Here is a 21683-nt window from a genome sequence, read left to right as displayed (position 1 = left end):
CTTTTTAATGGCGTTTTGGATAAACTTCACAAATTTTTTAAGACACGAAAAGGTACAAATATGGACTACAAAGACACTCTCTTTCTTCCTACTACGGATTTTGCGATGCGAGGCGCGCTACCGCAAAACGAACCTGCGCGGTTTAAGGCATGGTACGACGAGCGTAAAATTTACGAAAAGATGAAAGCTAGGCGCAAGGGCGCAAGCGTTAGCTTTAATATCCACGACGGCCCGCCGTACGCTAACGGACACCTCCACATCGGCCACGCGCTGAATAAAATTTTAAAAGACATCATCACCAAAACCCATTATTTCTTCGGCGAGGATATCCGCTACGTGCCGGGCTGGGACTGCCACGGCCTACCGATCGAGCAGCAAGTAGAGATCAAGCTAGGCGAGCGGAAAAAATCGCTTTCAAAAGTGCAGATCCGCGAGCTTTGCAGACAGCACGCCAAAGAGTTCATCGACGTGCAGCGCAATGAATTTAAAGATATGGGGATTTTGGGCGACTGGGACGATCCGTATCTGACGCTAAAATTTGAGTTTGAGGCTGAAATTTACAAAGCGCTCTGCCAGATCGCAAAAAAAGGAATTCTGATCGAGCGAAGTAAGCCCGTGTTTTGGAGCTGGGCGGCAAAAAGTGCACTCGCAGAAGCCGAGGTCGAGTATAAAGACAAAGAGGACTACTCGATCTTCGTGGCATTCGATCTAAGCGGTGAAGCGAACGCTAAAATCGGCGCGAAAGGCGCTAAAGCGGTCATCTGGACGACCACGCCTTGGACGCTGCCCGCAAACGGCGCGATATCTTTGAACCCGAATGAAATTTACGCGCTGACGAGCGAAAATTTAATCCTTGCTAAACCTCTGGTCGAAAGCCTCGTAAGCCTGGGCATCACCAAGGGCGAGATCGTAAAAGAATTTAAGGCTACCGAGCTTGAGGGCTTAAACGCGATCAACCCTCTAAACGATAGAGCTTCGAAATTTATCCTCGGCGAGCACGTCCTGATGGACGGCGGCACCGGGCTCGTGCATACGGCTCCGGGACACGGCGAGGACGATTATTTCGTAGGGCTTAAATACGGCATCGAGGTGATTATGCCCGTGGATGAGGGCGGCTGTTTCGACGAGACACTTAAAACCAAAAAACTCTTCCGCGCAGACGTCGTAGATGAGCTCGTGGGGATGCATATTTTCAAAGCAAACGAGAGAATTTTAGAGCTTCTAGGCCCCGCACTTATCAAATCCGGCAAATTCATCCACTCCTATCCGCACTGCTGGCGCACGCACAAGCCGGTAATCTACCGCGCGACGAAGCAGTGGTTTATCGCGATGGACGAGCCAATGCCTGACGGTAAGACGCTGCGCCAAGTGGCGCTAGAGCAGATCGGCAAGGTTAAATTTTATCCGCAAAGCGGCATCAACCGCCTTACCTCGATGATAGAAAACCGCCCCGATTGGTGTATTTCCCGCCAGAGGGACTGGGGCGTGCCGATCGCGTTCTTCCGCGATAAAAGCACCAAAGAGCCGATCTTTGATGAAAAAATTTTAAATAATATCTACGAAATTTTTAAGGCTAAGGGCGCGGATGCTTGGTGGCAGATGGAAATTTCGGAGCTCTTGCCGCAGGACAGCGGCTATAGGCCTGAAAATTTAGAAAAGGTGATGGATATCTTAGACGTTTGGTTCGATAGCGGCTCTACATGGAAAGCGGTGCTGCAAAGCGGCGCCTACGATGCGGGCAAATTCCCTGCGGATATGTATCTTGAGGGCAGCGACCAACACCGCGGCTGGTTTCAAAGCTCACTGCTTCTAAGCTGCGCAATCAACGAATGCGCGCCGTACAAAAGCATCCTCACGCACGGATTTACCGTCGATGAGAAGGGCCAGAAGATGAGTAAATCAGTCGGAAACGTCGTCTATCCGCAAGAGGTCGCAAAGAGCCACGGCGTGGAAATTTTACGCCTTTGGGTCGCGATGAGCGATTATTCGACCGATCTAAAGATCAGCGACAATATCCTTAAGCAAGTAAGCGAGCAGTACCGCAAGATCCGAAATACTATAAGATTTCTGCTCGCAAGCACGAGCGATTTAAATGAGATCGAGACGAGTAATTTTACGCGGCTTGACCGCTGGATCCTAACGCGCGCGGCAAACGCCTTTGCGAGCGCGGAAGCGGCATTTAGAAACTACGATTTTTCAAAGGGCTTCAACGCCTTACTAAATTTCTTAAGCGCCGATCTGAGCGGAATTTATCTTGATATCTGCAAAGATAGGCTCTACTGCGACGCACCCGACGAGCCGCGTCGCAGAAGCGCGCAAAGCGCAATCGCTCTGATTACGCGAGCGCTACTGCCTCTGATCGCGCCTACGCTAACCTACACGATCGACGAAGTGATGGAATTTGCGCCGCAAATCATTAAAGAGGGCAAAGAAGACGTTTTCGATCTGACATATAAGCCGATAGAATTTGACGATTTTCTAGAATTTGACGAAATTTTAATCAAATCAAGGGAGAAATTTTTCGAGCTTATCGACGCGCTTAAAAAGGACAAGATCATCAAATCGACGCTTGAGCTGGTTTTGCAGACGAGCTCGAACGAAATTTTATCAAACGACATCCTAGGCGTAGCGGATTGGTTCATGGTAAGCGACGTGGACACTCTGCAAAGCGAGGAAGCTCTGGCGGAGTTTAAGATAAACGACGAAATTTTCCGCCTCGTAAAATCCTCTAAACACAAATGCCCGAGATGCTGGAAATTTAACGCAAAAGAGCCGGATGAGCTCTGCCCGCGCTGCGCGAAGGTCATGCATGCTCGCTAGCCCCATAAGTCTCGGCTTCGTATTTTTTACGATCGCGCTGATCTGCGTAGCGACGGGCGTGGGGATCTATTTCGTGAATAAATTTAAGGATGGCAGATGATAAGTTTGAAAGAGGCTCTAAAGCTGAGCGCGGATGAAATTTCGGCGCTTAGAGCGGAGCTAAAGGATAAAATTTTAAAAACCAAAGAGCTCGGCGCCTATATAGAGCAGCTTACGGGCGAGGCTTTAAACATCAGCGGCGAGGGCGTGCCGATCGCGATCAAAGATAACATCCAGGTAAAAGATTGGAGCGTCACCTCGGCGAGTAAAATTTTGCAAGGCTACGTAGCGCCATACGACGCGACGGTGATTAAAAAGCTACGGAAGCGCGGTTTGGCGCCGTTTGGGCGAACGAATATGGATGAGTTTGCGATGGGAAGCACGACCGAAAGCTCATTCTACGGCAAAACTCTCAATCCGACCGATCACTCGCGCGTACCCGGCGGCAGTAGCGGCGGAAGTGCGGCTGCCGTAGCGGCAAATATCGCTATAGCCGCACTCGGAAGCGATACGGGCGGCTCAATCCGCCAGCCGGCGGCATTTTGCGGCTGCGTAGGCTTTAAGCCGAGCTACGGCAGGGTCAGCCGCTACGGACTCGCGGCGTATTCGAGCAGCCTCGATCAGATAGGACCGATTACGCGCAGCGTCGAGGACGCGGCGATCTTATACGACATCATCGCAGGCCGCGACGAGATGGACAGCACGAGCTACGCGGGTGCTTACGAAAGCACCGCGGATAAGCTAAACGGAGATTGCAAACTTAAGATCGCCGTTATAAAAAACTACGTGGACGAGGCCTCGCAGCAGGTCAAAGAGGCTCTAAATTTAACCATAGAAAAGCTAAAATCATTCGGGCATGAGATCGTTTACCGCGATCTTTGTAGCTCCAAATACGACATCGCGACCTACTACATCATCGCAACCGCCGAGGCTAGCGCAAATTTAAGCCGCTATGACGGCGTGCGCTACGGAAACCGCGCAAAGGCTTTAAATTTAAAAGAGCTCTACGCCAACACCCGCGGCGAGGGCTTCGGCGACGAGGTCAAGCGCCGTATGCTTCTAGGCACCTTCGTGCTAAGCAGCGGCTACTACGACGCATATTACATCAAAGCGCAGAAGGCAAGGGCATTCATCAAAAGCGAATATGAGGAAATTTTAAAAGACGCCGATTTGATCTTTATGCCGATTGCGCCGGGCGTGGCGTATAAATTCGGCGAGCTTAGCGATCCGCTTCGCGCGTATCTTAGCGACATCTACACGATCGGCGTAAATTTAGCGGGACTTCCCGCAATCTCCGTGCCGGTAGCGAAAAACAAAGAAGCTCTTAATATCAGCGCGCAGCTCATCGGGCGTGCTTACGACGAACAAACGGTGCTGGACGGCGGCTTTAACCTAGAAAATATTTCAAAAGAACTATGAAAAATCTATCTGCCCGTTACGGTACTTTTTCGCAAAGAAAGCTGGATTTTTTAAATAGTATTAAAGGTTGCAACCTAGCCTATAAGCGCTATACAAAAAGCCCTCTGCGCTATCCTGGCGGCAAGAGCCTAGCCGTAGGTCTGGTAATAGAAAAAATTCCCAACGATACAAAGAGGGTAATCTCACCTTTTTTCGGCGGTGGAAGCGTGGAAATCGCTATCGCCAAGGAGCTAAATTTAGAGGTTTTAGGATTTGATATTTTCGATATTTTAGTAAATTTCTGGCAGGTTTTACTTGCCAGACCCACTGAGCTTTATGCCGAGCTTTTAAATCTAGAACCTACAAAAGAAACTTATGATATCATAAAAAAGGAACTAAAATCGCACTGGATCAAGGACGCGGTTTTACCACCGCTAACACTAGCGAGAGACTATTATTTCAACTTTAATCTCAGCTATGGACCCGGGTTTTTAGGCTGGATGAGTAAAATTTATGAAGACAAAGTGAGGTATTTAAAGAACATAGAAAAAATAAGAGATTTTAAATTGCCAAATTTAAAGGTGGATTGCGAAAGTTTTGAAAAGGCTTTTGAGCTCTATCCGAACGATTTTTTCTATCTAGATCCACCGTATTTTCTAGATGGGAATTCAAAGATGTTTAGAGGAATTTATCCGCAGCGCAACTTTCCTATCCACCATAATGGCTTCAAGCATGAGCTGCTAGCGGATTTATTAAAGACGCACAATGGTAAATTTATACTTAGCTATAACGATTGCGAATTCGTGCGTAAAACCTATAAAAATTTTGAAATCTTGGAGCCTTCTTGGCAATATACAATGGGGCAGGGTGAAACTCGTATAGGCAAAAACCGCCTAGAGCGCGGCGATACAAATAACATTAAAAAGTCGCATGAACTACTAATAATAAAGGATTAAAATTTGAGAATAAGTGATGTAAAAACAGCATTTAAGATAGCTGATGTAGAGTATATAAATGGCAAAACAAGGTTAAAGTTTAATTATCTGAGCACTTTGAAAGACGAGAACGGTGTTATATTAGATAGTAAAATTTTAATACAAAATGTTGCAAGAGTTTATTTGATTGTTGTCAATGGTGAGATTAAAAAAATTGGTGGCAGTCAAGATAAAGGCGGCATAAAAGGAACATTAAATATTTATCAAGATGGTGGTAAAAATGGACGCCCAAGCATTAGGAGTTATGGTGTTTGGTATTTCTTGTATCACACGATTTTAGAAGGCGCAAAAATAGAATTTTATATGATTTATCAAGAAAATTTTAAGAAAAATATAAAAGGACTTTTTGGATTTCACAAAGTTAAAAACGCCTCTATAAGTTATAAATTTATCGAAGAGTGCTGCTTATCAAATTATTTAGAAAAAGAAGGTGGAAAATTTCCAGACTGGAATGTTCAAGAACAAGGGATAGACTGGCCCTTAGAAATCAAAAATGATCATGCTGAAATTCAAAGAAATGCTCAAACTAGAGATAAAAAGATAATAAGAAAAGAAGCCAAAATTTAAAACCAAGGAGAGACCATGAAAATTCTTAAAAAGGCTCTGACCTTCGAGGATGTTTTGTTGGTACCGCAATACTCTGAAATTCTGCCCAAAGAGGTCGATATCAGCACGAGTTTTACAAAGAATATCACGCTAAATACCCCTCTCGTGAGTGCTGCGATGGATACGGTCACCGAGTACCGCACCGCGATAATGATGGCGCGCCTCGGCGGCATCGGCGTTATCCATAAAAATATGGACGAGGACTCGCAAGCCAAGATGGTTCGCCGCGTAAAAAAGAGCGAAAGCGGCGTCATCATCGATCCTATCTCGATCAAGGCGGACGCCACGATCAAAGACGCTCTCGATCTGATGAGCGAGTACCACATCAGCGGCATTCCCGTTATCGACGACAACGGCGTGCTGATTGGGATTTTGACCAATCGCGACCTGCGCTTTGAAACCGACACCGCCGCGCTCGTGGGCGAGAAGATGACCAAAGCTCCGCTAATTACCGCTCCGAAGGGCTGCACGCTTGATGATGCGGAGAAAATTTTTAGAAATAATAAAGTAGAAAAGCTTCCGATAATCGACGCAAACGGCCACTTAGAGGGGCTTATTACGATTAAAGATCTTAAAAAGCGCATCGAATATCCAAGCGCTAATAAAGACAAATTCGGCCGCCTTCGCGTCGCCGCAGCGATTAGCGTAGGCCATCTGCAAAGAGCCGAAGCGCTCGTAAAAGCGGGCGTTGATGCGCTTGTGATGGACTCTGCGCACGGACACTCCAAAGGCATTATCGACACGCTTAAGGAGCTGAAGCGAAATTTCGACGTGGACGTAGTAGTCGGAAACGTCGCAAACCCCGCCAGCATAAAAGATATCGCAAACGCAGGAGCCGACGCGATTAAAGTAGGTATCGGCCCGGGCTCGATCTGCACTACCCGCATCGTAGCGGGCGTGGGCGTGCCGCAGTTTACCGCGATCAACGATTGCGCGATCGAGGCGGCTAAATTTGGAATTCCGATCATCGCAGACGGCGGCATCAAATACTCGGGCGACATCGCCAAAGCCCTAGCCGCGGGCGCAAGCTCCGTGATGATGGGAAGCTTGCTAGCAGGCTGCTACGAAACCCCGGGCGAGCTCATTACGTTTCAAGGCCGCCAGTACAAAACCTACCGCGGCATGGGATCGCTTGCGGCGATGCAGAAGGGAAGCTCGGATCGCTACTTTCAAGACGGCACCGCAAAAGAAAAACTCGTGCCCGAGGGCGTTGAGGGGCGCGTGCCTTACGCTGGTATGTTAAAAGACGTGATCTTTCAGCTACTAGGCGGCTTGCGAAGCTCGATGGGATACTGCGGCAGCAAGGATATCGCGACCTTTCAGCAAAAGGCGGAATTCGTCGAGATCACGAGCGCAGGTCTTAAAGAAAGCCACGTCCACGACGTCATCATCACGCAGGAAGCGCCGAATTACCGAGTAAATCAGTGATCCTTCAGAGCAAAATTCAAAATTTCGACGAGCCGCTCTATCTGGAGAGCGGCCGCGTCTTTTCTAACTTCAAGCTCGCCTATGAAACCTACGGCGAGCTAAACCCGGACAAATCAAACGTCATCGTCATCTGCCACGCCTTAACCGGCTCCGCGCACGCCGCGGGACTTTACGAGGGCGACGTTAAGCCGGGCTGGTGGGACGGGCTCATCGGCGATCATAAAGCGGTCGATACTACGAAATTTTTCGTCATCTGCATAAACATCCTAGCTTCGCCTTTCGGCTCCACCTGCCCGCTCGACGTCGATGAAAGCAGCGGCCGCGAGTACCGCTTGCGCTTTCCGGTAGTGGTCGTTTCAGACGTCGTGCGCGCGCAGATGATGCTTTTAAAGCGCCTCGGCATCGCTCACGCCCGCGCCGTTATCGGCGGCAGCTTGGGCGGCATGCAGGCGCTGTGCTATGCGATCGAATATCCGGAATTTGCGGATGAAATTTTCGTGCTGGCAAGCACCTACGCCACGCAGCCTTGGGCGATCGCATTTAATAAGATCGCGACCGAGGCTATCTTGCGCGATCCGAGCTTTAAAAACGGCAACTACGATAAAAATCTGATCGCCGAGCGCGGGCTTGACGGCATGGCGGTGGGGCGCATGGCGGGGCATATAAGTTTTTTAAGCCCAAACTCGATGCAGGATAAATTTGGACGCAACTACGTTGAAACCGACGGTCTTTACGAGATTAACGGGCGCTTTCAGGTCGATCGCTACCTTGAATACAACGGCGAAAATTTCGCGCGCAGGTTCGATCCGCTGTGCTATCTCTACATCGCCAAGATGATGAATATATTTGATTGCACGCGCCACTACGGCAATCTCAAAAACGCCTGCGCGCAGATCAAATCGCGCCTGCACCTCATCTCTTTCAAAGGCGACGTGCTCTTTCCGCCGGAGCTAATGAAAGAAATTTACGATGCGATGAGCGATCTGGGCAAAAAGGATCGCGCGAGCTACGCGCAGATCGATAGCGACTACGGACACGACGCGTTTTTGGTCGAGATAGAAAAATTTGATTACATCATAAAAAGGATTTTAGATGAGTGAGAGTTTCGAGGAAAAAATGGAGAAGATTAACGCGCTTTTAAAGAGCCTAAACGACAAGGATCTGAGCCTAGAAGAGAGCGTGAAGCTGTATAAACAGGGCGTGGCGCTGCTAAAAGAGGTGAAGGAAATTTTAGAAAACGCCAAACTCGAGGTTGCCGAAATAAACGCGCCCGAGCAGGCTTAGGAGGCGGCGATGATAAACGTATGCGTTTTACAGCTACCGACGCTTTCGATGAGCGAAAATCGGATCGATTACTATATGAAGGTCGCCAAAGACAATGGCGCGCGGATCGTGCTGCTGGGCGAATATGAGCTAAATTCCTTCTTTAGCGAGCTTAAAAAGATGCCCCGCTCTATCGCCTGCGAGCAGAGCGAGCACAAGCAGGAGCTGATGGCGCGGCTGGCCGCCAAATACGACCTACATATCGTAGCGCCGATAATCAGAGCCGCTAGCGGCGCAATTTTGAGGCAGGCGGGTATTTTCGGCAGCGCGGCTCAAAAGAGCTTGGGCGGCGGCGGCGGCGGCGAAAATTCCTTAAGCCTTAAAAGTGAGCCTGGTTGCAAGGGCGAGCTAAATTCCAAGAGAGATTTAAATTCCAACGATGGTTCAAATTCCAAAGGCGCTTTAAATTCCAAAGGCGAGCAGAGTTCCAAAGGCGGCTTAAATTCCTGCGGCGCGCACGCTTTAAATTTCAAAGCCGCAAATTCCGCAGATGGTTTAAATTTAAGCGCTTCGATCCAAAGTAACTCGAACGCTTCAAATTTAAAAGCCGAAAGCCAAAAAGACGCGAGCGAAGAGGAGATCTTTTGCGCGAGCGAAAACGAGCCCATCTGGGTGAAATCCTGCGCGAAATTTTCGCCCTCGGAGGTGAAATTTTACGATCAAAATATCCTGATGGACTATCCGCACTGGAACGAAGAGAGCTTTTTCGCCAACCGCAAAAGCCGCAAAATCGGTAAAATTTCGCCGATGATCTTTAGCGAGGGCGGCGTGAAATTCGGCGTGTGCTTTGGCTACGAGGCGCATTTTGACGTATTTTGGCGCTATTTTATGCAAAAAAACGTCGGCTGCGTGCTCGTGCCGTGCGCTTCGACCTTCGAAAGCGGTGGGCGCTGGCGCGAGCTTTTGAAGATGCGCGCGTTTACGAACTCGCTCTACGTCATCCGCGCCAACCGCATCGGCGAGGCGAAATTCGGCGAAAGCGAGTTTAAATTTTACGGCGAGAGCTTCGTCGTAACCCCCGGCGGCGAGATCGCAAACGAACTGAAAAACGAAGAGGGCGTGCTGATGTGCGAAGTGGACGCGGACGAGATCGCTGCGGCGCGCGGGCTGTGGAAATTCCGTAAAAATCTAGTCAGCAGGGGGCTTTTATGAACTACTTTCACAGACAGATCCAGCTTTGGGGCGAGCAGACGCAGCGTGCGCTTGCGGATAAACGCATCCTAATCATCGGCGCGGGCGGGCTTGGAAGCAGCCTTGCTTACGCTCTGGGCGCAAGCGGCATCGGGCGGATCAGCGTCGTAGATTTCGACACGGTGGCGCTCCATAACATCCACAGGCAAATTTTATTCACTCTCGCAGACGAGGGTAAATTTAAAGCGGACGTTTTTAAAAGCCGCACGGAGGCTCGCTACGACGGCGTGAGCGTGGAGGTGCATAAGAGCCGCGCGGAGGAATTTTTCGCTAGCGCGATAGGCGCGGGCGAGAAATTTGATCTCATTTTGGATGCGACCGATAATCTCGCCACGCGCGCACAGATTGATGCCTTTGCTAAGCAAATAGGCGTGCCGTGGGTGTTTGCGTCGGTGGACAGCTGGCAGTGCCAAGTCTGCTTCGTGCAGAATGCGGATTTTAAATTTTTCCCGAGCCTAAACGCGACGCCTGCGGGCATAACGGCTGCTATAGTGATGTTTGCGGCAAGCTTTGAGGCGAACCTCGCTCTGCGCTATCTAGCGGGGCTTGAGGTCGAAAAAGACCTGCTTTACTACGTGAACTTTTTTGGCGGCGAGCTGGAAGTTAGGAAGATAAAATTGTAAATTTTAAATTTGGGCTTTGGCATTTATAACCGTCAAAGCCCGAATTTTTTAAAATTTAATTTCATCGGTATCAATAAAATCAAAGTACTCGAAGAATATATTTGCTATTTTGGAATTTATAAGCCCATTTTTGACGATTTCCGAAATAAGAATTTCGCTAGAAATATCATCCTTAATACCTTTTTCGGAACAAAGTATTTTATCAGGCGATAGCATATCACAAGGAAGCATCATAGAATATGCAAGAGCTTTAAAACAAGAATCTCTATTACCGATGCTTTTTACATAATCTTTATTTATTTTGATCTTACCGCTCATAATATCGAACCATTTTATAAGCGACCTACAATCTTCAAGCTCTTTTTTAAAGACATCTGAAAGATAAAACAATGCCCCTTTGTCATCAAGCTCGGAAGTTTTATTAATAAGCTCTAAACTTAAATTACTAAATTCTTTTGCAGAAAATTTCATCGGCGAATTTGCAGAATAATATCCGATATATGCCTTTGCTTTTAAAACATCTCTTTTTACCCCTAGTCCAAAAGCATAATGAATTCCCAGATCTCCGCACGCCTCTGGAAGCCCTTCTTCACAATATAATTTATCGAAAGCGGCCGCTTTGTCAAACTTATGTGCTTCAAAATCTTGCAGAAATTCTTCCTCGGAATTGAGGTATTTTTTCAAAACCTGCTCAAACTCCTCTCCCTTTAGTGGCTCCGGTAGATCCAGTGCAGATAGCTTTCCCGGTAATAACACGCATATTACCGATACTCCGATCAATTTCAAGATAAAATTTCTCATCTTTATCTCCTTAATGCTTATTACATTAAAATTTTAAATTTACTTTATACCGCAGTCAAAAACCTGCGCATTTATCCTATATGATTGGACGTAACCGATGACATTTCCCGAGCAATCAACCCGCTGTCCGTTTAACAAACAAACCGCCTTTTCACTTACTATGTTTATCATCGCGCGTTTTCCCTCTCCGATCACGTATGCAGCATTATTTTTAGCGTCATTGACCGCACTATCGCGCATTAGCTGTAAATTTGCACCATAGCCGTTATTTTCGCTTCTGCCCTCGACCTCGCCCAAGACAGTGCAATTATAAGGCGTGCTTCTTGCCACCGTGATACCGCGTGCGTTTTCTTGTAATTGAACTACCTGAAACGGCGGCGTTACGTCGCATCCGTTAAAGAATATCGCCGCAAAAGTGCCGAAAACTAAAATTTTGAAATTTTTCATATTGGATCCTCCCAAAAAATATTCTCGCATTATATTGCAAGGTAGTTAAAGAAAAATTGAAATATTATATGAAAAATACTAAAAACATAAAAATATTCAAGTGTTAGTTTATCAGAATAAAAGCTATACAATTTTATTGATTTCAAATTTAAGGAAAATTTTGAAGCTGACTAAACGCGATATGGCATATCATCTAGGCATTGATGTCGCAACGCTGTATAATTGGCGCAAAAACAAGCCGAATTTATACCGTATCGTCATGCTCGGTTTTAAATTTGACGACGCCATACGAAAAAGCAAAGAAAATTACGAAAACCTTCTACAAGCCGATGAATCGATAAAATCCGAGATGAGCGATAAAAAGTCCACTTAAAGCCACGCTATACAAATCTCATTCTAAATCCCGCAGCAAATCCGCCAAGCTCACGCTTGATAGGGATTTTTTAAAATCATTCTGAATGCGGGCAAAGCGCGGCGCGAGTACCGCCTCGATCTTGCCGCCTACAGGGCAGGCGCTAGGCGAGCCTTTGTGCAGGCGAAACATCGCGTCCTCCTCGCTCACCGCCTCGTAAATGTCTAAAAGCGTGATGAGCCGTGCGTCGCGAGCCGGCGTGATGCCGCCCACACCCGCGGTCGTGAGCACCAAGGCCGCGTTTTTTAGCTGCGAGATCAGCTTGCGCGCTATGGCAGGGTTTATCCCCGAGCTTGCGGCGACGAAATCGCCCGTGACCTTCTCCTCGCGAAAATACGCGACGCAAAGCATGATATGAACCGCGAGTGAAAATTTGATACCTACTTGCATAACCGGCCTTGATTTAAATTTAAAACCGCACGTTAGTTTCGTGCGGCGTTATTTTAGCTAAATTACGCAAAATTTTAAACTCACGCCCTCTCGCCGACTGCGGTAAAGCGCTTTTGCACGAAATTTCTATTTTTTAGCTAGTCTATGACCGCGAGCGCGAGGTCTGCGTAGCTGATGTAGCTCTCGTTTTTGGAGTTTAGTATTAGATTATTGCCGCCAAGGACGTATTCGCCGGTGCGAGCGCCATCTGCGTCGTAGTCTCCCGCAGGCGAGACGTATGTCCAGAGCGCGTCGCTTCTGTCTTTTAGCTCGAAAAACGACTCCGCCGTAGCCTTAGCGACGCCCATGTACCCGGCAGGAAAGCTTGGCGTATCTATAACCATCGTCTGCTTATCGTCCACGTATAGCGTACCCGCGCCGCCGATGACGAGTAGTCTCGTTTTCGTACCGCTAAGTGCGTCTGCTAGGTGTTTTGCTACCTTTTTATGAAGCGGAAATGTTTCGGGCGTCCATGCCGCAAATGCGCTAATAACGGCGTCAAAGCCCGCTAGATCGGCCTTCGTTAGCTTTAAAACATCTTTATAGACGACTTTACGTCGTCGTTTTTTATACTCTTTGTTTCGCACGATAGCCGTTACGTCATACCCTTGTTTTAGGGCTTCTTGCACCAAATTTGAACCTGATTTCCCGTTTGCTCCGATGATTGCTACTTTTTTCATTTTCTATCCTTTAAATTTAGAATTTGTTTGCTTGCACAGCCGCTTATCGCCGCTGCAAGCTAATTCACTTACCGCCGCGACTAATGCATTTTCTCATGCGACCTCCTATCGTTGTGGCGGCCGATGCGCCCGCCACGTAGGGCGCCGTTTTGCTGTGCTGCGCAGTTTAAAATTTACACCCGCATTTTTCCGTGCCCGTCTCGCAAAATTTTACAGCCAGCTAGGCTTTACATCGTCGTTTATCACGCCGTCGCCGTTAGTGTACTGCTCCAGGCTGCCGCGTTTAGTCTGGATACAGATAAATTTTATCCCCTGCGCGCCCGCCTTGAAGCATCTTTTGCCCGCCGGATCGATACGGATCGCATCGCCCTCTTTGACCGCCTTCTCCTCGCCGTCGATAAAGAGCGTGCCGCCGCCTTTTAGCACCAAATAAAGCTCCTCGTTTTGCTTGTGCGAATGCACGAAAGGCACGCTCACGTTTGCAGGAAGCTCGTTGATAGAGAGCTCGCAGCCGCTTAAGCCTAGAGCTTCTTTTAGCTCGACTCTCGGCTCATTTTTCGTTGAAACGATCTTGTAGTTTGACATCTTTTTCTCCTTAGAAATTTTTTGTTGTAATGCTATAACTTACAACAGATGAGCGAAGTATATTAAAATTTTGTTGTAATGTCAAGAGTTACAGCAAAAATTCCAAAATTTGACGCAAAATTTAAAATCAGCTAGAATCCGCGCGATTTTAAACAAAGGAATTTTATGCAAAATAGCGCATTTAAGAGGTTTGCGATCAGCCCAGCGACGCGCCGAGGCTAGTGGAAGAGTTTAGCAAGTTAAAAGACATAGGCAAGCGCGTAAATGTCGAGTTAGAGGGAGATTTCGCTAAAATTTAAGCGCTTTTTTGAGGTATAATTTAACTAAAATTTGCCCAAAAGCGAGGTCAAAATGCACGAAAATCACACTCATTGCACGCATTCACACACGTCAAACAAGGTCGTTTTGAGAAATTCCTTCCTTATAATCTCCGCTTTTATGCTGGTCGAGGTCGCGGGCGGCTTCGCGACGAACTCGCTCGCCCTGCTCTCCGACGCCGGGCACATGCTCTCGGACGCCGCGGCGCTCGGGCTTTCGCTGTTTGCGTTTAAATTCGGCGAACGCAAAGGCAATCTACAAAAGACCTTCGGCTACAGGCGGATCGAAATTTTAGCCGCGACGATAAACGCGCTCGCTCTCGTCGCGATCGCCGTTTTTATCGTCATCGAGGCGGCGCGGCGCTTCCAAAACCCGCCCGAAGTAGCCACTGCGGGGATGCTCGCCATCAGCACGCTGGGTCTTGCCGTAAACATCGTCGTGGCGCTATACATGCTGCGCGGCGGCGACGTGAGAGAAAACGTCAATATGCGCGGCGCCTACCTGCACGTACTTGGCGACGCTGCGGGCTCGGTGGGCGCGATCGCGGCCGCATTAGCGATGATGTGCTTTGGCTGGGGCTGGGCGGACGCGGCGGCTAGCCTACTCGTGGCCGCGCTCATCGTAAAAAGCGGCTGGGGCGTGCTAAAAGATAGCCTAAACATCCTGATGGAGGGCTCGCCAAAGGGCGTGTGTCTGGACGCGCTCGTCGCGCAGATCAGGGGCGTGGACGGCGTGCTTTCGGTGCACGACCTGCACGTCTGGAGTATCACGAGCGGCGCAAACGCGCTCACGGCTCACGTGGTGGTCAGCGGCGAGCTAAGCGTGCGCGAGGCGGAGCGGATCATGGCCGAAATATCGCACGAAATGGAGCATCTGGGCATCACGCACACGACGCTGCAGCTTGAAAGCAGCGATAACGAATGCGACAGCGAACTCATCTGCGAAGTAAGATCAAATGGCGCGGGCGGGCATTTGGGGCATAGTCATTAAATTTTGGATTTGGAATTTTGCTCGACTTATAGTTTTGAAATTTAGCTTGATTTGGAATTTAAAATTTGGTTCGATTTTTAAATTTTAAAATTTTGCCCGCGCCGTGGAATTTCGGAATTTTGGAATTTCGAGATTTTAAATTTTAAAATTTTACGCTCGTTGTGAAATTTTAAATCCTTTCGCGTGGCGGAATTTTAAAATTCTGCTCCACAGACGCCGTTTCAAAATCAGGCGCCGCGCGCGCAAAATAGTAGAATTTTACGCAGCGGATCGTCGTACCATTCAAAACGGCACCTATGCACGTTTGCGGAATTTTCAAATTTGACTAGAACGGCAGGCTAGTGACTACGGCGAAACTTAGCGTAAGCACAGAGCGGTTTAAATTTAGCCAAGCTATCCGTTTTTAATAGCGCCAAAATAATACCCACGCAAATGCTACATTTTTAAATTTAGCTAAGCATATCGCACCACTAAATTTTAAAATTCCGCGCTGTAAATCGAGCCGTAAATTTAAATTACGCAAAATTTTGGCTAAATTTTACTCATTAAATTTTCCTACCGATTTGAGCCTGTTAAAAGCAAATTTGACGTATAATCTCGCGAAATTTCAGGGAGCCAAGGTGCGCAAAAACATAAAATACCTAATTTACAAGTTTCTTTTAGGCAATGTCTTTTTGGCAGTTTTTTTGATTTCATTTTACGTTGCTTCATTGCACCTCTCAAAACTTTTAAATGTTAATATAATAGACCTTTTGAAGGGATATTTTTTATTCCCGGGCGATATTCGTCTGCCTTTTACGACGGTAATTCTTGAGCTATTTTCCTTCTATATCAGTAGCAGTTTGAGCGATTTTTATGTCAAAGGCATCGATCGCAAGCTCAATATTATATTTTTCATCGCCTTTGCGACGATAGGAATTTTAGCCCTTACCGCCATCATTCTTATCGCGATGTTCGGTTTTATGATATATGGTATGGATTTAGATAAAAAATTAGTAGCGATTTTATCCGCCGCGGCATTATTCATGGGCATCTGCTCAACGGTATATTTATTTCGCAAAAGCGATTACGAGCTCGGTAAATTTTTACAAATCATCAGCCGAAAAAGAAGCGGGGAGATCGATAAAAAGCTATTCCCTATCTTGCTGCTTATTATATCCGCAACTTGGTTGGGTCTTATCTTTTTTGCATCTAGATAAAGCTAAATGCCCAGTTTAAATTTCGTCCGTAAGCGTAAATTTCATAGACGTAGATCACCCGCACGGCGCGACGGAATTTTAAGCACGGAATACTTTTTTATTAAAATTTAAACCTACGCATTATAATTGCAGGAATTAAAAAGGACGGCAATCAGTTATGAAAAGAGATATATTAATCGCGGTTTTAGGCTTACTTTGCGCCTTTATAGATATTAATTACATAGGTTTTCTTATCGCATTAAATTTGATAGTAGTCTTGGTTTGCGCCGCTTTTCCTTTTATGAAAAAGAACTATATATTTTTTCTACTGCTTATCGTAAATTTAGCTTTGTATTTTAACGCTATAGACACCCCTTTTGAAAAGCCCGAGCTTTGGACTTATAGCATACCTGCGCTGGCAAATGCGACATATGTATTAGTAGCGCTAGTTTATGCTTCGGGATTTGTCGCTTTTGTCCCGCTTGCAGCATATATCTATTTTTTATATTCGCTCTGTGTCGTTGCCTGCGGCATACGTGAGAAATTTCAAAGCTTACGCTAAATTTACGATTAAAGTTTTAAGCTGCTATTGCGTATAATTTCGCAGAATTTTAAGGATTGCGTATGAAAATATATTTTTATAAATTACTTCTAGGCATCTTACTGACGGGCGTATTCTCATTCTCGCTCGGCTTTACTTTATCGCACGTAGGTATCATATCGAATGCAGTTTTTGGCGTACCGCTATTGCCCTACGCTCCTTTTAAGGCCGAGCTCGCAAAAGCTATCTTAACGATAATCTCCGCATTTTATATCGCAAATAAAATTATTAATTTTCGCATTTTAGGCATCGATTGCAAGCTAAATTTTATATTTTTTATCGCCTTTTCGACGATAGGCGTGATTATCGTTTCTTTTCTGTCTTTGTTTTTAATTTTCGGCATGATCGTATGGCAGAAATCTGATACGGCATTTGCGGCGATGTGCCTATCCCTCGGATCGATTTGGACCGCTTGGCTATTTCATATCAGTGAATACAAGCTTGGGGCTTTCTTGCAAAATTGCAGCCCTAAAAGGAAATATAATATAGATAAAGTGCTAGTGTTCGTCATAATAATAGTAGCTGCGCTGATTTTTATATCGGCAGTAGTATAACCTTTCATTTTAAAATTTTAAACCAGCCGTAAAATTCGTTCGCTTCTAGGTGCGGATCGCCCGCGCTGGAGATGAAAAGCGGCTGTAGCGCGGCATTTGCTCTAAAATTTCCCCTGTCCCTCATCTGCGCGCTGTAAAAAATAAGCGCATGGCTCGCAAACTGCGCGAACTCGTCAAACGAACTCGCCCCCGCCTCTATCATCGTGATTTTCGCGCCCGCAGGCAGCGAGCGCGAGACCTCCACCTTGCGCCCTTCAACGCCGAAAAGCGGAATGCTCGCATCAAAATCCGAAAGGCTGCGGCGCGAACGAATCCAAACGTCGGGCGCGCGCAGCTTTAGATTTTGCGGCGCAACGCGCGCGTCTGGCGTCAACATATCAGCATTGCCCACCAAAGCGCTAATTTCATCAAATTTAGCCGCACGCACGTCCAGCGTCGGTCTGTCGGCGCGCACGGTCTGTCCGCCCACGCATACGTAGTCGCACACGCTGCGCAGCTCGTGCACGAACGCGCGCTGCTTCTCGCTGCCGATCCGCCCATGCACCGCGCCGTTTAGCGTAGCGTTGATTTTGATGAAGCAAAAGCCGCTCTCGCGCGCCAGATAAAACGGCTCCGCAAGCTCCGTCGCCGCGGCACGGCAAACGTCAAATTTCACCTCTATGCCTCCGCGGCGTAAAATTTCCGCGCCGCCCGCAGCCTGCGCGTTCGTATCGCGCGCGCCGATTACCACGCGCGATAGGCCTAGCTCTGCCAAAAGCTCGGCACAAGACGGGGTCTTGCCGCGGTGTGCGCAGGGCTCGAGCGTGACGTAGGCGCAAGTGCCGCGCAAAAGCCCGCCGTGGCGGTTTAAGATAAAATCATAGGTGAAGCTCGGCTGCAAAAGCGCGCTTTTTAGGGCTTCTATGTTTTGAAATTTAACGCCGAATTTGCGGGCGTATTCGCGGGCGAAATCCTGCGCGAAATTTGCGTCCAGATCGCACAGCGCGGCGAAAACGGCGTTTACCTCGGCGTGCAAAAAGCCCGCCTTTTTGTGCGCGCCTACGCCAAGAACTCTGCCGCTCTTATCCAGCAGCGCGCAGCCCACGGCGGGGTTGGGTAGCGCCAGAGCCTGATAGCGCCACGCAGCCCGCAGCGCCAAATCCATATAAAATTCGTCGTTCATACAAAATCCAAAATTTAAATTATCCCGCTCCGCCGCGCTTGTTTAGCCGAATTGCGGCTAGTCGGCAACCTTCTCTGCCCGCAACAGATTACGCCTCGGACGCAACCCGCTTGCCAGCCTACGCTCGCCCGTACCGTACCGGTTCGCCGACTCACGTTCCAAATACATTTGCTGCTACAAGCCTCGCTTTAAGCGCCAAATTTATCAGAGTGCAAGCCGTGCGCCGTATGTGTAGGAGCAGATTCCGCGCGGGAACAAAACTGCGAAATCTTACCACAGGTTTTAGAATTTTATCCTAAATCGTGAATTTTGCGGCGTCCGTTTCGCGCACAGACGGCAAAATTTTCGCTCATTGTATAAACAAGCATCTGGCGATAGCAGGCGCAAAAAGCAAGTTTTGCGAAGTAAAATTTTAATGGAGCGCTAGGGCAAAACCGAAATCGGGCACGAATATGAAATTTCAAAAGGCACGGCTTAATTTCAGCTCAAATTCAGGGGGGGGGGGGGGGGAGAATTATATAATTTTTTTCAAAGGATTAAAATGTCTGAACAACCGACCGTTCAACCCCAATCAAACGTGCTTGGGATACTCTCCATAGTCTTCGCGATTTTAGGAATATTTTTTCTAGGGATCGTCTTTGTTCCGCTTGCGTTTTTGTGCGCGATCGCCGCGACCTATCAAGCCGTCAAAAAGCAAGCCTCGCTCGTAATAGCGATATTAGCGTGGATCCTTACGATCGTAGGGCTCATGACCTCGCCCGTACTGCTAGCCACGATCGGCATCTCCGCTTCATAGTCGCAAACATTCGCGCCGCTTGGCGTAATTTTAATTATTTGATGGACGGCGCGCAAACCTCCGCCCTCAGAGTTTTAAAACGTAAATTTATCGCGGAATTTCCCGCTTTTCTATGGATTTTGCCTTGCGAGTTTTGCGTGCCGTCTATGTCTCGCGACACGGAATTTTTCGCACCGCTTTGCGTAAAATTTTGCGGCGCGCCTTACTCGATTTTGATTTTCGCGTTCTCGCTGAAATTTTATCGCCAAAGCAAAACCGCCGAAATTTTATAAAAAGCTTTATCGATGAAATTTTGCAATCAAGCCGTGCTTGCAAATAGCCGTAGCGCGATCGCGATATGGACGCCGCAAAGCTCGCAGGCGCAATATTCTGGTGCGGACGGTAAAATCTAAATTTATGGCAAGGCGTAAAATTTAAAATTCTACTTTGCGGCAAAAGGCGTGGAATTTTACCGCGCCAAAACAGCGCGTAAATTTTAAATTTAGCCGCTTTCGGGCGCGACGTGAAATTCTAAAGCAACGCGAAAGCGTCACGCAAAACTTATCTTTTAGCGACGCAGCGTGAAATTTCAAAAACGGCACGCGCGGCATGGGAATTAAAATTTGCGCAGCAGCAATCGCCGCGAAGCTTGCTTTTTAGCGGTACGATCTGAAATTTCAAAGCGCCGCCCAGTGGCGTAAAAATTATCTTTTGTCGGCGCGATCTGAAATTTCAAAACAGGCGAGCGGCACCGGAATTTTAAAATTTTGCGCCGAGCGCCGCGAGAGATCAGGAGCGACCGACAGCGGCAAATTTTTAAAAAATCCAAAATTTAACATGCTCGCGTGCCCATGCGACACAACAAGGCGGCGTTGCGGGCACGTCCGCGCGAGAGGCTCATATTTATCGAAATTTTCGCTCTGCCCGCAGCACGCGCGCTCGTATCACATGCCGATAATCGCGGGCGCAAGCTCCGCTGAAAGCTTGGCGAAACAGCGTTTCGCCGCGGTGCGCATGCGAACAATTGCAACGCAGAAATTTTCGTGCGATACGATCAAGCTCAACGCGAAAGGTTCGCGCGCGGTATGTGTTTTTGAAAGCCACACCGAATATCGCGCGCCAAATTAAAAAGCGAGGCAAGATGCCGCAAGCCGTGCATCGCTCGCGATAGACACAATACTTAAAAGCGCGCAAAAAGCAAGGCAAATCCAAATTAGCCTCGCCGCTTTAGCTTAAAATTTAAGTCTACGCTTCTCAAACACCACACCCCAAAGCCGCGTGCGCAGAGCTTTAAAATCCACGTAGCTACCACTGCACGTAGGTTCGCGCCTTTTTGATCTCGTCAAGTCGCACGCTCACCTCGCCGCCGTCCGTGCGTAGTCTAAGCACGCCGCCTTCGCAGCCGAGCACCTCGCCGCTTAGCTTCTGCCCATCCGTGCGACTTAGACGTACCAGCTCGCCCACGGAGTTTGCGAAATGTTGCAGCTTGCTTAGCTTGCGCTCAAGCCCGGGCGAGCCGACCTCCAGCGTCCACTCGCCCTCAAGCGGCGGCTCCACGTCAAAAATCGGCGAAAGCAGCCGCGATAGCCGCTCGCAGTCGTCCAGCCCCACGCCGCCCGCTTTCGTGATGCTGATGCGATAGATCGTTCTGCCGTTTTCGCTCACCGTCTCCACGTCGTAAAGCTGCACGCCGCACTCGCGCGCTAAAGCCTCTAAATCAACCATTTTTGCGTAGCTCCTCCTCTATTTTGTCGAAAAGATCGTCCATTTTGTTTTGATACTCCAAGCGGTCGTCAAATTTGAAGTGAAACGCGGGGCAGCGGTACCAGCCCTCCGCCTCGGCGCAGAAGTTTTGCAAATATCTCGCCACGCGGCCGAGCTTTTCGAGCACGAATTCCTGCTCGCGCTCGTCGAAGGCGTTTTTATCCAGATATACGAACGCGTCGTAGCGCCCGCGCTTGCACTCCACGTCGGTGACGCACAGCCCGCGCAAAAGCTCGTCCTCAAGGCTCGCGAGCGCTTCGGGGATGAGCTGCTTTAGCACGCTTTGCGTGCGAAGTCTTCTGAGTTCGATCGGATTCATCTTTACCTCGCTATCTTAAATCGCCGCAGATTGCGCGGCGATGGAATTTTATTGCTCCGCCGCGGAGCCTTATCTCGCATCCATCTCACGGCGGCACTGAATTTTATTTCGCGTCCATCTTATGGCGATGCGGAATTCTATTTCGCTTCGGCGCGGCGGCAACGCAGAATTTTATCTCGCTTCGACATGACGAAATATCCGCCCTGCGGCGACGCGGTCTGTTTAAATTTGACGCGGCTTGCGAT

At 48.1% G+C, this 21683-nt stretch carries 24 protein-coding genes; 16 read left to right on the top strand and 8 right to left on the bottom strand.

From position 1 onward, the window contains the following. Nucleotides 1–60 precede the first annotated feature (60 nt). From ileS to QZ367_RS00450, 9 genes are all read left to right on the top strand, one after another. Nucleotides 61–2820: an isoleucine--tRNA ligase gene (ileS, locus tag QZ367_RS00490; RefSeq protein ID WP_291935832.1), complete on the top strand. Its 2760-nt coding sequence runs from the start codon at nt 61–63 to the stop codon at nt 2818–2820. A gap of 96 nt (nt 2821–2916) precedes the next feature. Next, nucleotides 2917–4278: an Asp-tRNA(Asn)/Glu-tRNA(Gln) amidotransferase subunit GatA gene (gatA, locus tag QZ367_RS00485; protein WP_291935829.1), complete on the top strand. Its 1362-nt coding sequence runs from the start codon at nt 2917–2919 to the stop codon at nt 4276–4278. Then, nucleotides 4275–5213, top strand: a complete 939-nt coding sequence (locus QZ367_RS00480; protein WP_291935826.1) for a DNA adenine methylase — start codon at nt 4275–4277, stop codon at nt 5211–5213. The genes gatA and QZ367_RS00480 overlap by 4 nt, the downstream gene beginning before the upstream one ends. Before the next feature lie 3 nt (nt 5214–5216). Then, nucleotides 5217–5819, top strand: a complete 603-nt coding sequence (locus tag QZ367_RS00475; protein WP_291935825.1) for a type II restriction endonuclease — start codon at nt 5217–5219, stop codon at nt 5817–5819. Nucleotides 5820–5834: 15 nt separating this feature from the next. Further along, nucleotides 5835–7286 carry an IMP dehydrogenase gene (gene guaB, locus QZ367_RS00470; protein ID WP_291935822.1) on the top strand — a complete coding sequence of 484 codons (1452 nt, stop codon included), beginning with the start codon at nt 5835–5837 and terminating at the stop codon, nt 7284–7286. After that, nucleotides 7283–8386 (top strand): homoserine O-acetyltransferase, encoded by a 1104-nt coding sequence (locus QZ367_RS00465; RefSeq protein WP_291935819.1) that lies wholly within the window; start codon nt 7283–7285, stop codon nt 8384–8386. Before guaB ends, QZ367_RS00465 begins: the two co-directional genes overlap by 4 nt. After that, a complete protein-coding gene (gene xseB, locus QZ367_RS00460; protein WP_291935817.1) occupies nt 8379–8570 on the top strand; it encodes an exodeoxyribonuclease VII small subunit in 192 nt (63 codons plus the stop codon). Before QZ367_RS00465 ends, xseB begins: the two co-directional genes overlap by 8 nt. Nucleotides 8571–8579: 9 nt before the next feature. Next, the gene (locus QZ367_RS00455) at nt 8580–9761 is read left to right on the top strand and encodes a carbon-nitrogen hydrolase family protein (RefSeq protein WP_291935814.1); all 1182 of its coding nucleotides are present in this window, start codon (nt 8580–8582) and stop codon (nt 9759–9761) included. After that, nucleotides 9758–10423: a ThiF family adenylyltransferase gene (locus tag QZ367_RS00450; RefSeq protein WP_291935810.1), complete on the top strand. Its 666-nt coding sequence runs from the start codon at nt 9758–9760 to the stop codon at nt 10421–10423. Before QZ367_RS00455 ends, QZ367_RS00450 begins: the two co-directional genes overlap by 4 nt. A 48-nt stretch (nt 10424–10471) precedes the next feature. On the opposite strand, the gene QZ367_RS00445 is transcribed toward QZ367_RS00450, so the two are convergent. Together QZ367_RS00445 and QZ367_RS00440 are read right to left on the bottom strand one after the other, a co-directional pair. Beyond that, entirely contained in the window at nt 10472–11224 is a 753-nt protein-coding gene (locus tag QZ367_RS00445; RefSeq protein ID WP_291935805.1) for a hypothetical protein, read from the bottom strand. Between the two features lie 39 nt (nt 11225–11263). Then, on the bottom strand, nt 11264–11671 hold the full coding sequence (locus tag QZ367_RS00440; RefSeq protein ID WP_291935802.1) for a hypothetical protein: 408 nt from the start codon (nt 11669–11671) through the stop codon (nt 11264–11266). A 157-nt stretch (nt 11672–11828) separates the two neighbouring features. Between QZ367_RS00440 and QZ367_RS00435 the strand changes: the two genes are divergently transcribed. Next, nucleotides 11829–12044: a transcriptional regulator gene (locus QZ367_RS00435; RefSeq protein ID WP_291938102.1), complete on the top strand. Its 216-nt coding sequence runs from the start codon at nt 11829–11831 to the stop codon at nt 12042–12044. A gap of 18 nt (nt 12045–12062) precedes the next feature. On the opposite strand, the gene QZ367_RS00430 is transcribed toward QZ367_RS00435, so the two are convergent. The 3 genes from QZ367_RS00430 to QZ367_RS00420 all read right to left on the bottom strand — a co-directional run bounded on the left by QZ367_RS00430 (nt 12063) and on the right by QZ367_RS00420 (nt 13777). Beyond that, a complete protein-coding gene (locus tag QZ367_RS00430; RefSeq protein WP_291935799.1) occupies nt 12063–12473 on the bottom strand; it encodes an Rrf2 family transcriptional regulator in 411 nt (136 codons plus the stop codon). A gap of 137 nt (nt 12474–12610) precedes the next feature. Next, nucleotides 12611–13192, bottom strand: coding sequence for an SDR family oxidoreductase (locus QZ367_RS00425; RefSeq protein WP_291935796.1), 582 nt, complete (start codon nt 13190–13192; stop codon nt 12611–12613). Nucleotides 13193–13402: 210 nt separating this feature from the next. Continuing rightward, nucleotides 13403–13777 (bottom strand): cupin domain-containing protein, encoded by a 375-nt coding sequence (locus QZ367_RS00420; RefSeq protein WP_291935793.1) that lies wholly within the window; start codon nt 13775–13777, stop codon nt 13403–13405. Nucleotides 13778–14128: 351 nt separating this feature from the next. Here QZ367_RS00420 and QZ367_RS00415 point away from each other — a divergent pair, with 351 nt between their 5' ends. The 4 genes from QZ367_RS00415 (at nt 14129) to QZ367_RS00400 (ending at nt 17418) form a co-directional block, all read left to right on the top strand. After that, nucleotides 14129–15085 carry a cation diffusion facilitator family transporter gene (locus tag QZ367_RS00415; protein ID WP_291935790.1) on the top strand — a complete coding sequence of 319 codons (957 nt, stop codon included), beginning with the start codon at nt 14129–14131 and terminating at the stop codon, nt 15083–15085. A gap of 842 nt (nt 15086–15927) precedes the next feature. Further along, on the top strand, nt 15928–16284 hold the full coding sequence (locus QZ367_RS00410) for a hypothetical protein (RefSeq protein ID WP_291935787.1): 357 nt from the start codon (nt 15928–15930) through the stop codon (nt 16282–16284). 157 nt (nt 16285–16441) lie between these two features. Further along, nucleotides 16442–16825 (top strand): transporter, encoded by a 384-nt coding sequence (locus QZ367_RS00405; protein WP_291935784.1) that lies wholly within the window; start codon nt 16442–16444, stop codon nt 16823–16825. A 62-nt stretch (nt 16826–16887) separates the two neighbouring features. After that, nucleotides 16888–17418: a hypothetical protein gene (locus QZ367_RS00400; RefSeq protein WP_291935781.1), complete on the top strand. Its 531-nt coding sequence runs from the start codon at nt 16888–16890 to the stop codon at nt 17416–17418. 4 nt (nt 17419–17422) lie between these two features. On the opposite strand, the gene ribD is transcribed toward QZ367_RS00400, so the two are convergent. Beyond that, nucleotides 17423–18580, bottom strand: coding sequence for a bifunctional diaminohydroxyphosphoribosylaminopyrimidine deaminase/5-amino-6-(5-phosphoribosylamino)uracil reductase RibD (ribD, locus tag QZ367_RS00395; protein ID WP_291935778.1), 1158 nt, complete (start codon nt 18578–18580; stop codon nt 17423–17425). A 541-nt stretch (nt 18581–19121) separates the two neighbouring features. Here ribD and QZ367_RS00390 point away from each other — a divergent pair. Continuing rightward, nucleotides 19122–19376: a hypothetical protein gene (locus tag QZ367_RS00390; RefSeq protein WP_069435689.1), complete on the top strand. Its 255-nt coding sequence runs from the start codon at nt 19122–19124 to the stop codon at nt 19374–19376. 690 nt (nt 19377–20066) lie between these two features. After that, a complete protein-coding gene (locus tag QZ367_RS00385; protein WP_291935768.1) occupies nt 20067–20483 on the top strand; it encodes a hypothetical protein in 417 nt (138 codons plus the stop codon). A 177-nt stretch (nt 20484–20660) separates the two neighbouring features. Here the strand turns inward: QZ367_RS00385 and QZ367_RS00380 are convergent, their stop codons facing one another. Both QZ367_RS00380 and rbfA read right to left on the bottom strand, forming a co-directional pair. Beyond that, the gene (locus QZ367_RS00380) at nt 20661–21080 is read right to left on the bottom strand and encodes a ribosome maturation factor RimP (protein ID WP_291935766.1); all 420 of its coding nucleotides are present in this window, start codon (nt 21078–21080) and stop codon (nt 20661–20663) included. Continuing rightward, nucleotides 21073–21438 carry a 30S ribosome-binding factor RbfA gene (gene rbfA / locus QZ367_RS00375; RefSeq protein WP_291935762.1) on the bottom strand — a complete coding sequence of 122 codons (366 nt, stop codon included), beginning with the start codon at nt 21436–21438 and terminating at the stop codon, nt 21073–21075. Before rbfA ends, QZ367_RS00380 begins: the two co-directional genes overlap by 8 nt. Nucleotides 21439–21683: the final 245 nt, after the last annotated feature.

The organism is Campylobacter sp. (genome assembly GCF_019423325.1).
Classification (GTDB): Bacteria; Campylobacterota; Campylobacteria; order Campylobacterales; family Campylobacteraceae; genus Campylobacter_B.
This window is presented reverse-complemented; position numbering and strand designations above follow the sequence as displayed.

Coding starts and splice junctions, on each gene's coding strand:
- rbfA (WP_291935762.1), bottom strand. CDS start 21,438: ATGAATCCGATCGAACTCAGAAGACTTCGCACGCAAAGCGTGCTAAAG.
- QZ367_RS00455 (WP_291935814.1), top strand. CDS start 8,580: ATGATAAACGTATGCGTTTTACAGCTACCGACGCTTTCGATGAGCGAA.
- QZ367_RS00415 (WP_291935790.1), top strand. CDS start 14,129: ATGCACGAAAATCACACTCATTGCACGCATTCACACACGTCAAACAAG.
- QZ367_RS00380 (WP_291935766.1), bottom strand. CDS start 21,080: ATGGTTGATTTAGAGGCTTTAGCGCGCGAGTGCGGCGTGCAGCTTTAC.
- ileS (WP_291935832.1), top strand. CDS start 61: ATGGACTACAAAGACACTCTCTTTCTTCCTACTACGGATTTTGCGATG.
- QZ367_RS00430 (WP_291935799.1), bottom strand. CDS start 12,473: ATGCAAGTAGGTATCAAATTTTCACTCGCGGTTCATATCATGCTTTGC.
- QZ367_RS00450 (WP_291935810.1), top strand. CDS start 9,758: ATGAACTACTTTCACAGACAGATCCAGCTTTGGGGCGAGCAGACGCAG.
- QZ367_RS00405 (WP_291935784.1), top strand. CDS start 16,442: ATGAAAAGAGATATATTAATCGCGGTTTTAGGCTTACTTTGCGCCTTT.
- QZ367_RS00390 (WP_069435689.1), top strand. CDS start 19,122: ATGTCTGAACAACCGACCGTTCAACCCCAATCAAACGTGCTTGGGATA.
- ribD (WP_291935778.1), bottom strand. CDS start 18,580: ATGAACGACGAATTTTATATGGATTTGGCGCTGCGGGCTGCGTGGCGC.
- guaB (WP_291935822.1), top strand. CDS start 5,835: ATGAAAATTCTTAAAAAGGCTCTGACCTTCGAGGATGTTTTGTTGGTA.
- gatA (WP_291935829.1), top strand. CDS start 2,917: ATGATAAGTTTGAAAGAGGCTCTAAAGCTGAGCGCGGATGAAATTTCG.
- xseB (WP_291935817.1), top strand. CDS start 8,379: ATGAGTGAGAGTTTCGAGGAAAAAATGGAGAAGATTAACGCGCTTTTA.
- QZ367_RS00480 (WP_291935826.1), top strand. CDS start 4,275: ATGAAAAATCTATCTGCCCGTTACGGTACTTTTTCGCAAAGAAAGCTG.
- QZ367_RS00445 (WP_291935805.1), bottom strand. CDS start 11,224: ATGAGAAATTTTATCTTGAAATTGATCGGAGTATCGGTAATATGCGTG.
- QZ367_RS00420 (WP_291935793.1), bottom strand. CDS start 13,777: ATGTCAAACTACAAGATCGTTTCAACGAAAAATGAGCCGAGAGTCGAG.
- QZ367_RS00440 (WP_291935802.1), bottom strand. CDS start 11,671: ATGAAAAATTTCAAAATTTTAGTTTTCGGCACTTTTGCGGCGATATTC.
- QZ367_RS00425 (WP_291935796.1), bottom strand. CDS start 13,192: ATGAAAAAAGTAGCAATCATCGGAGCAAACGGGAAATCAGGTTCAAAT.
- QZ367_RS00400 (WP_291935781.1), top strand. CDS start 16,888: ATGAAAATATATTTTTATAAATTACTTCTAGGCATCTTACTGACGGGC.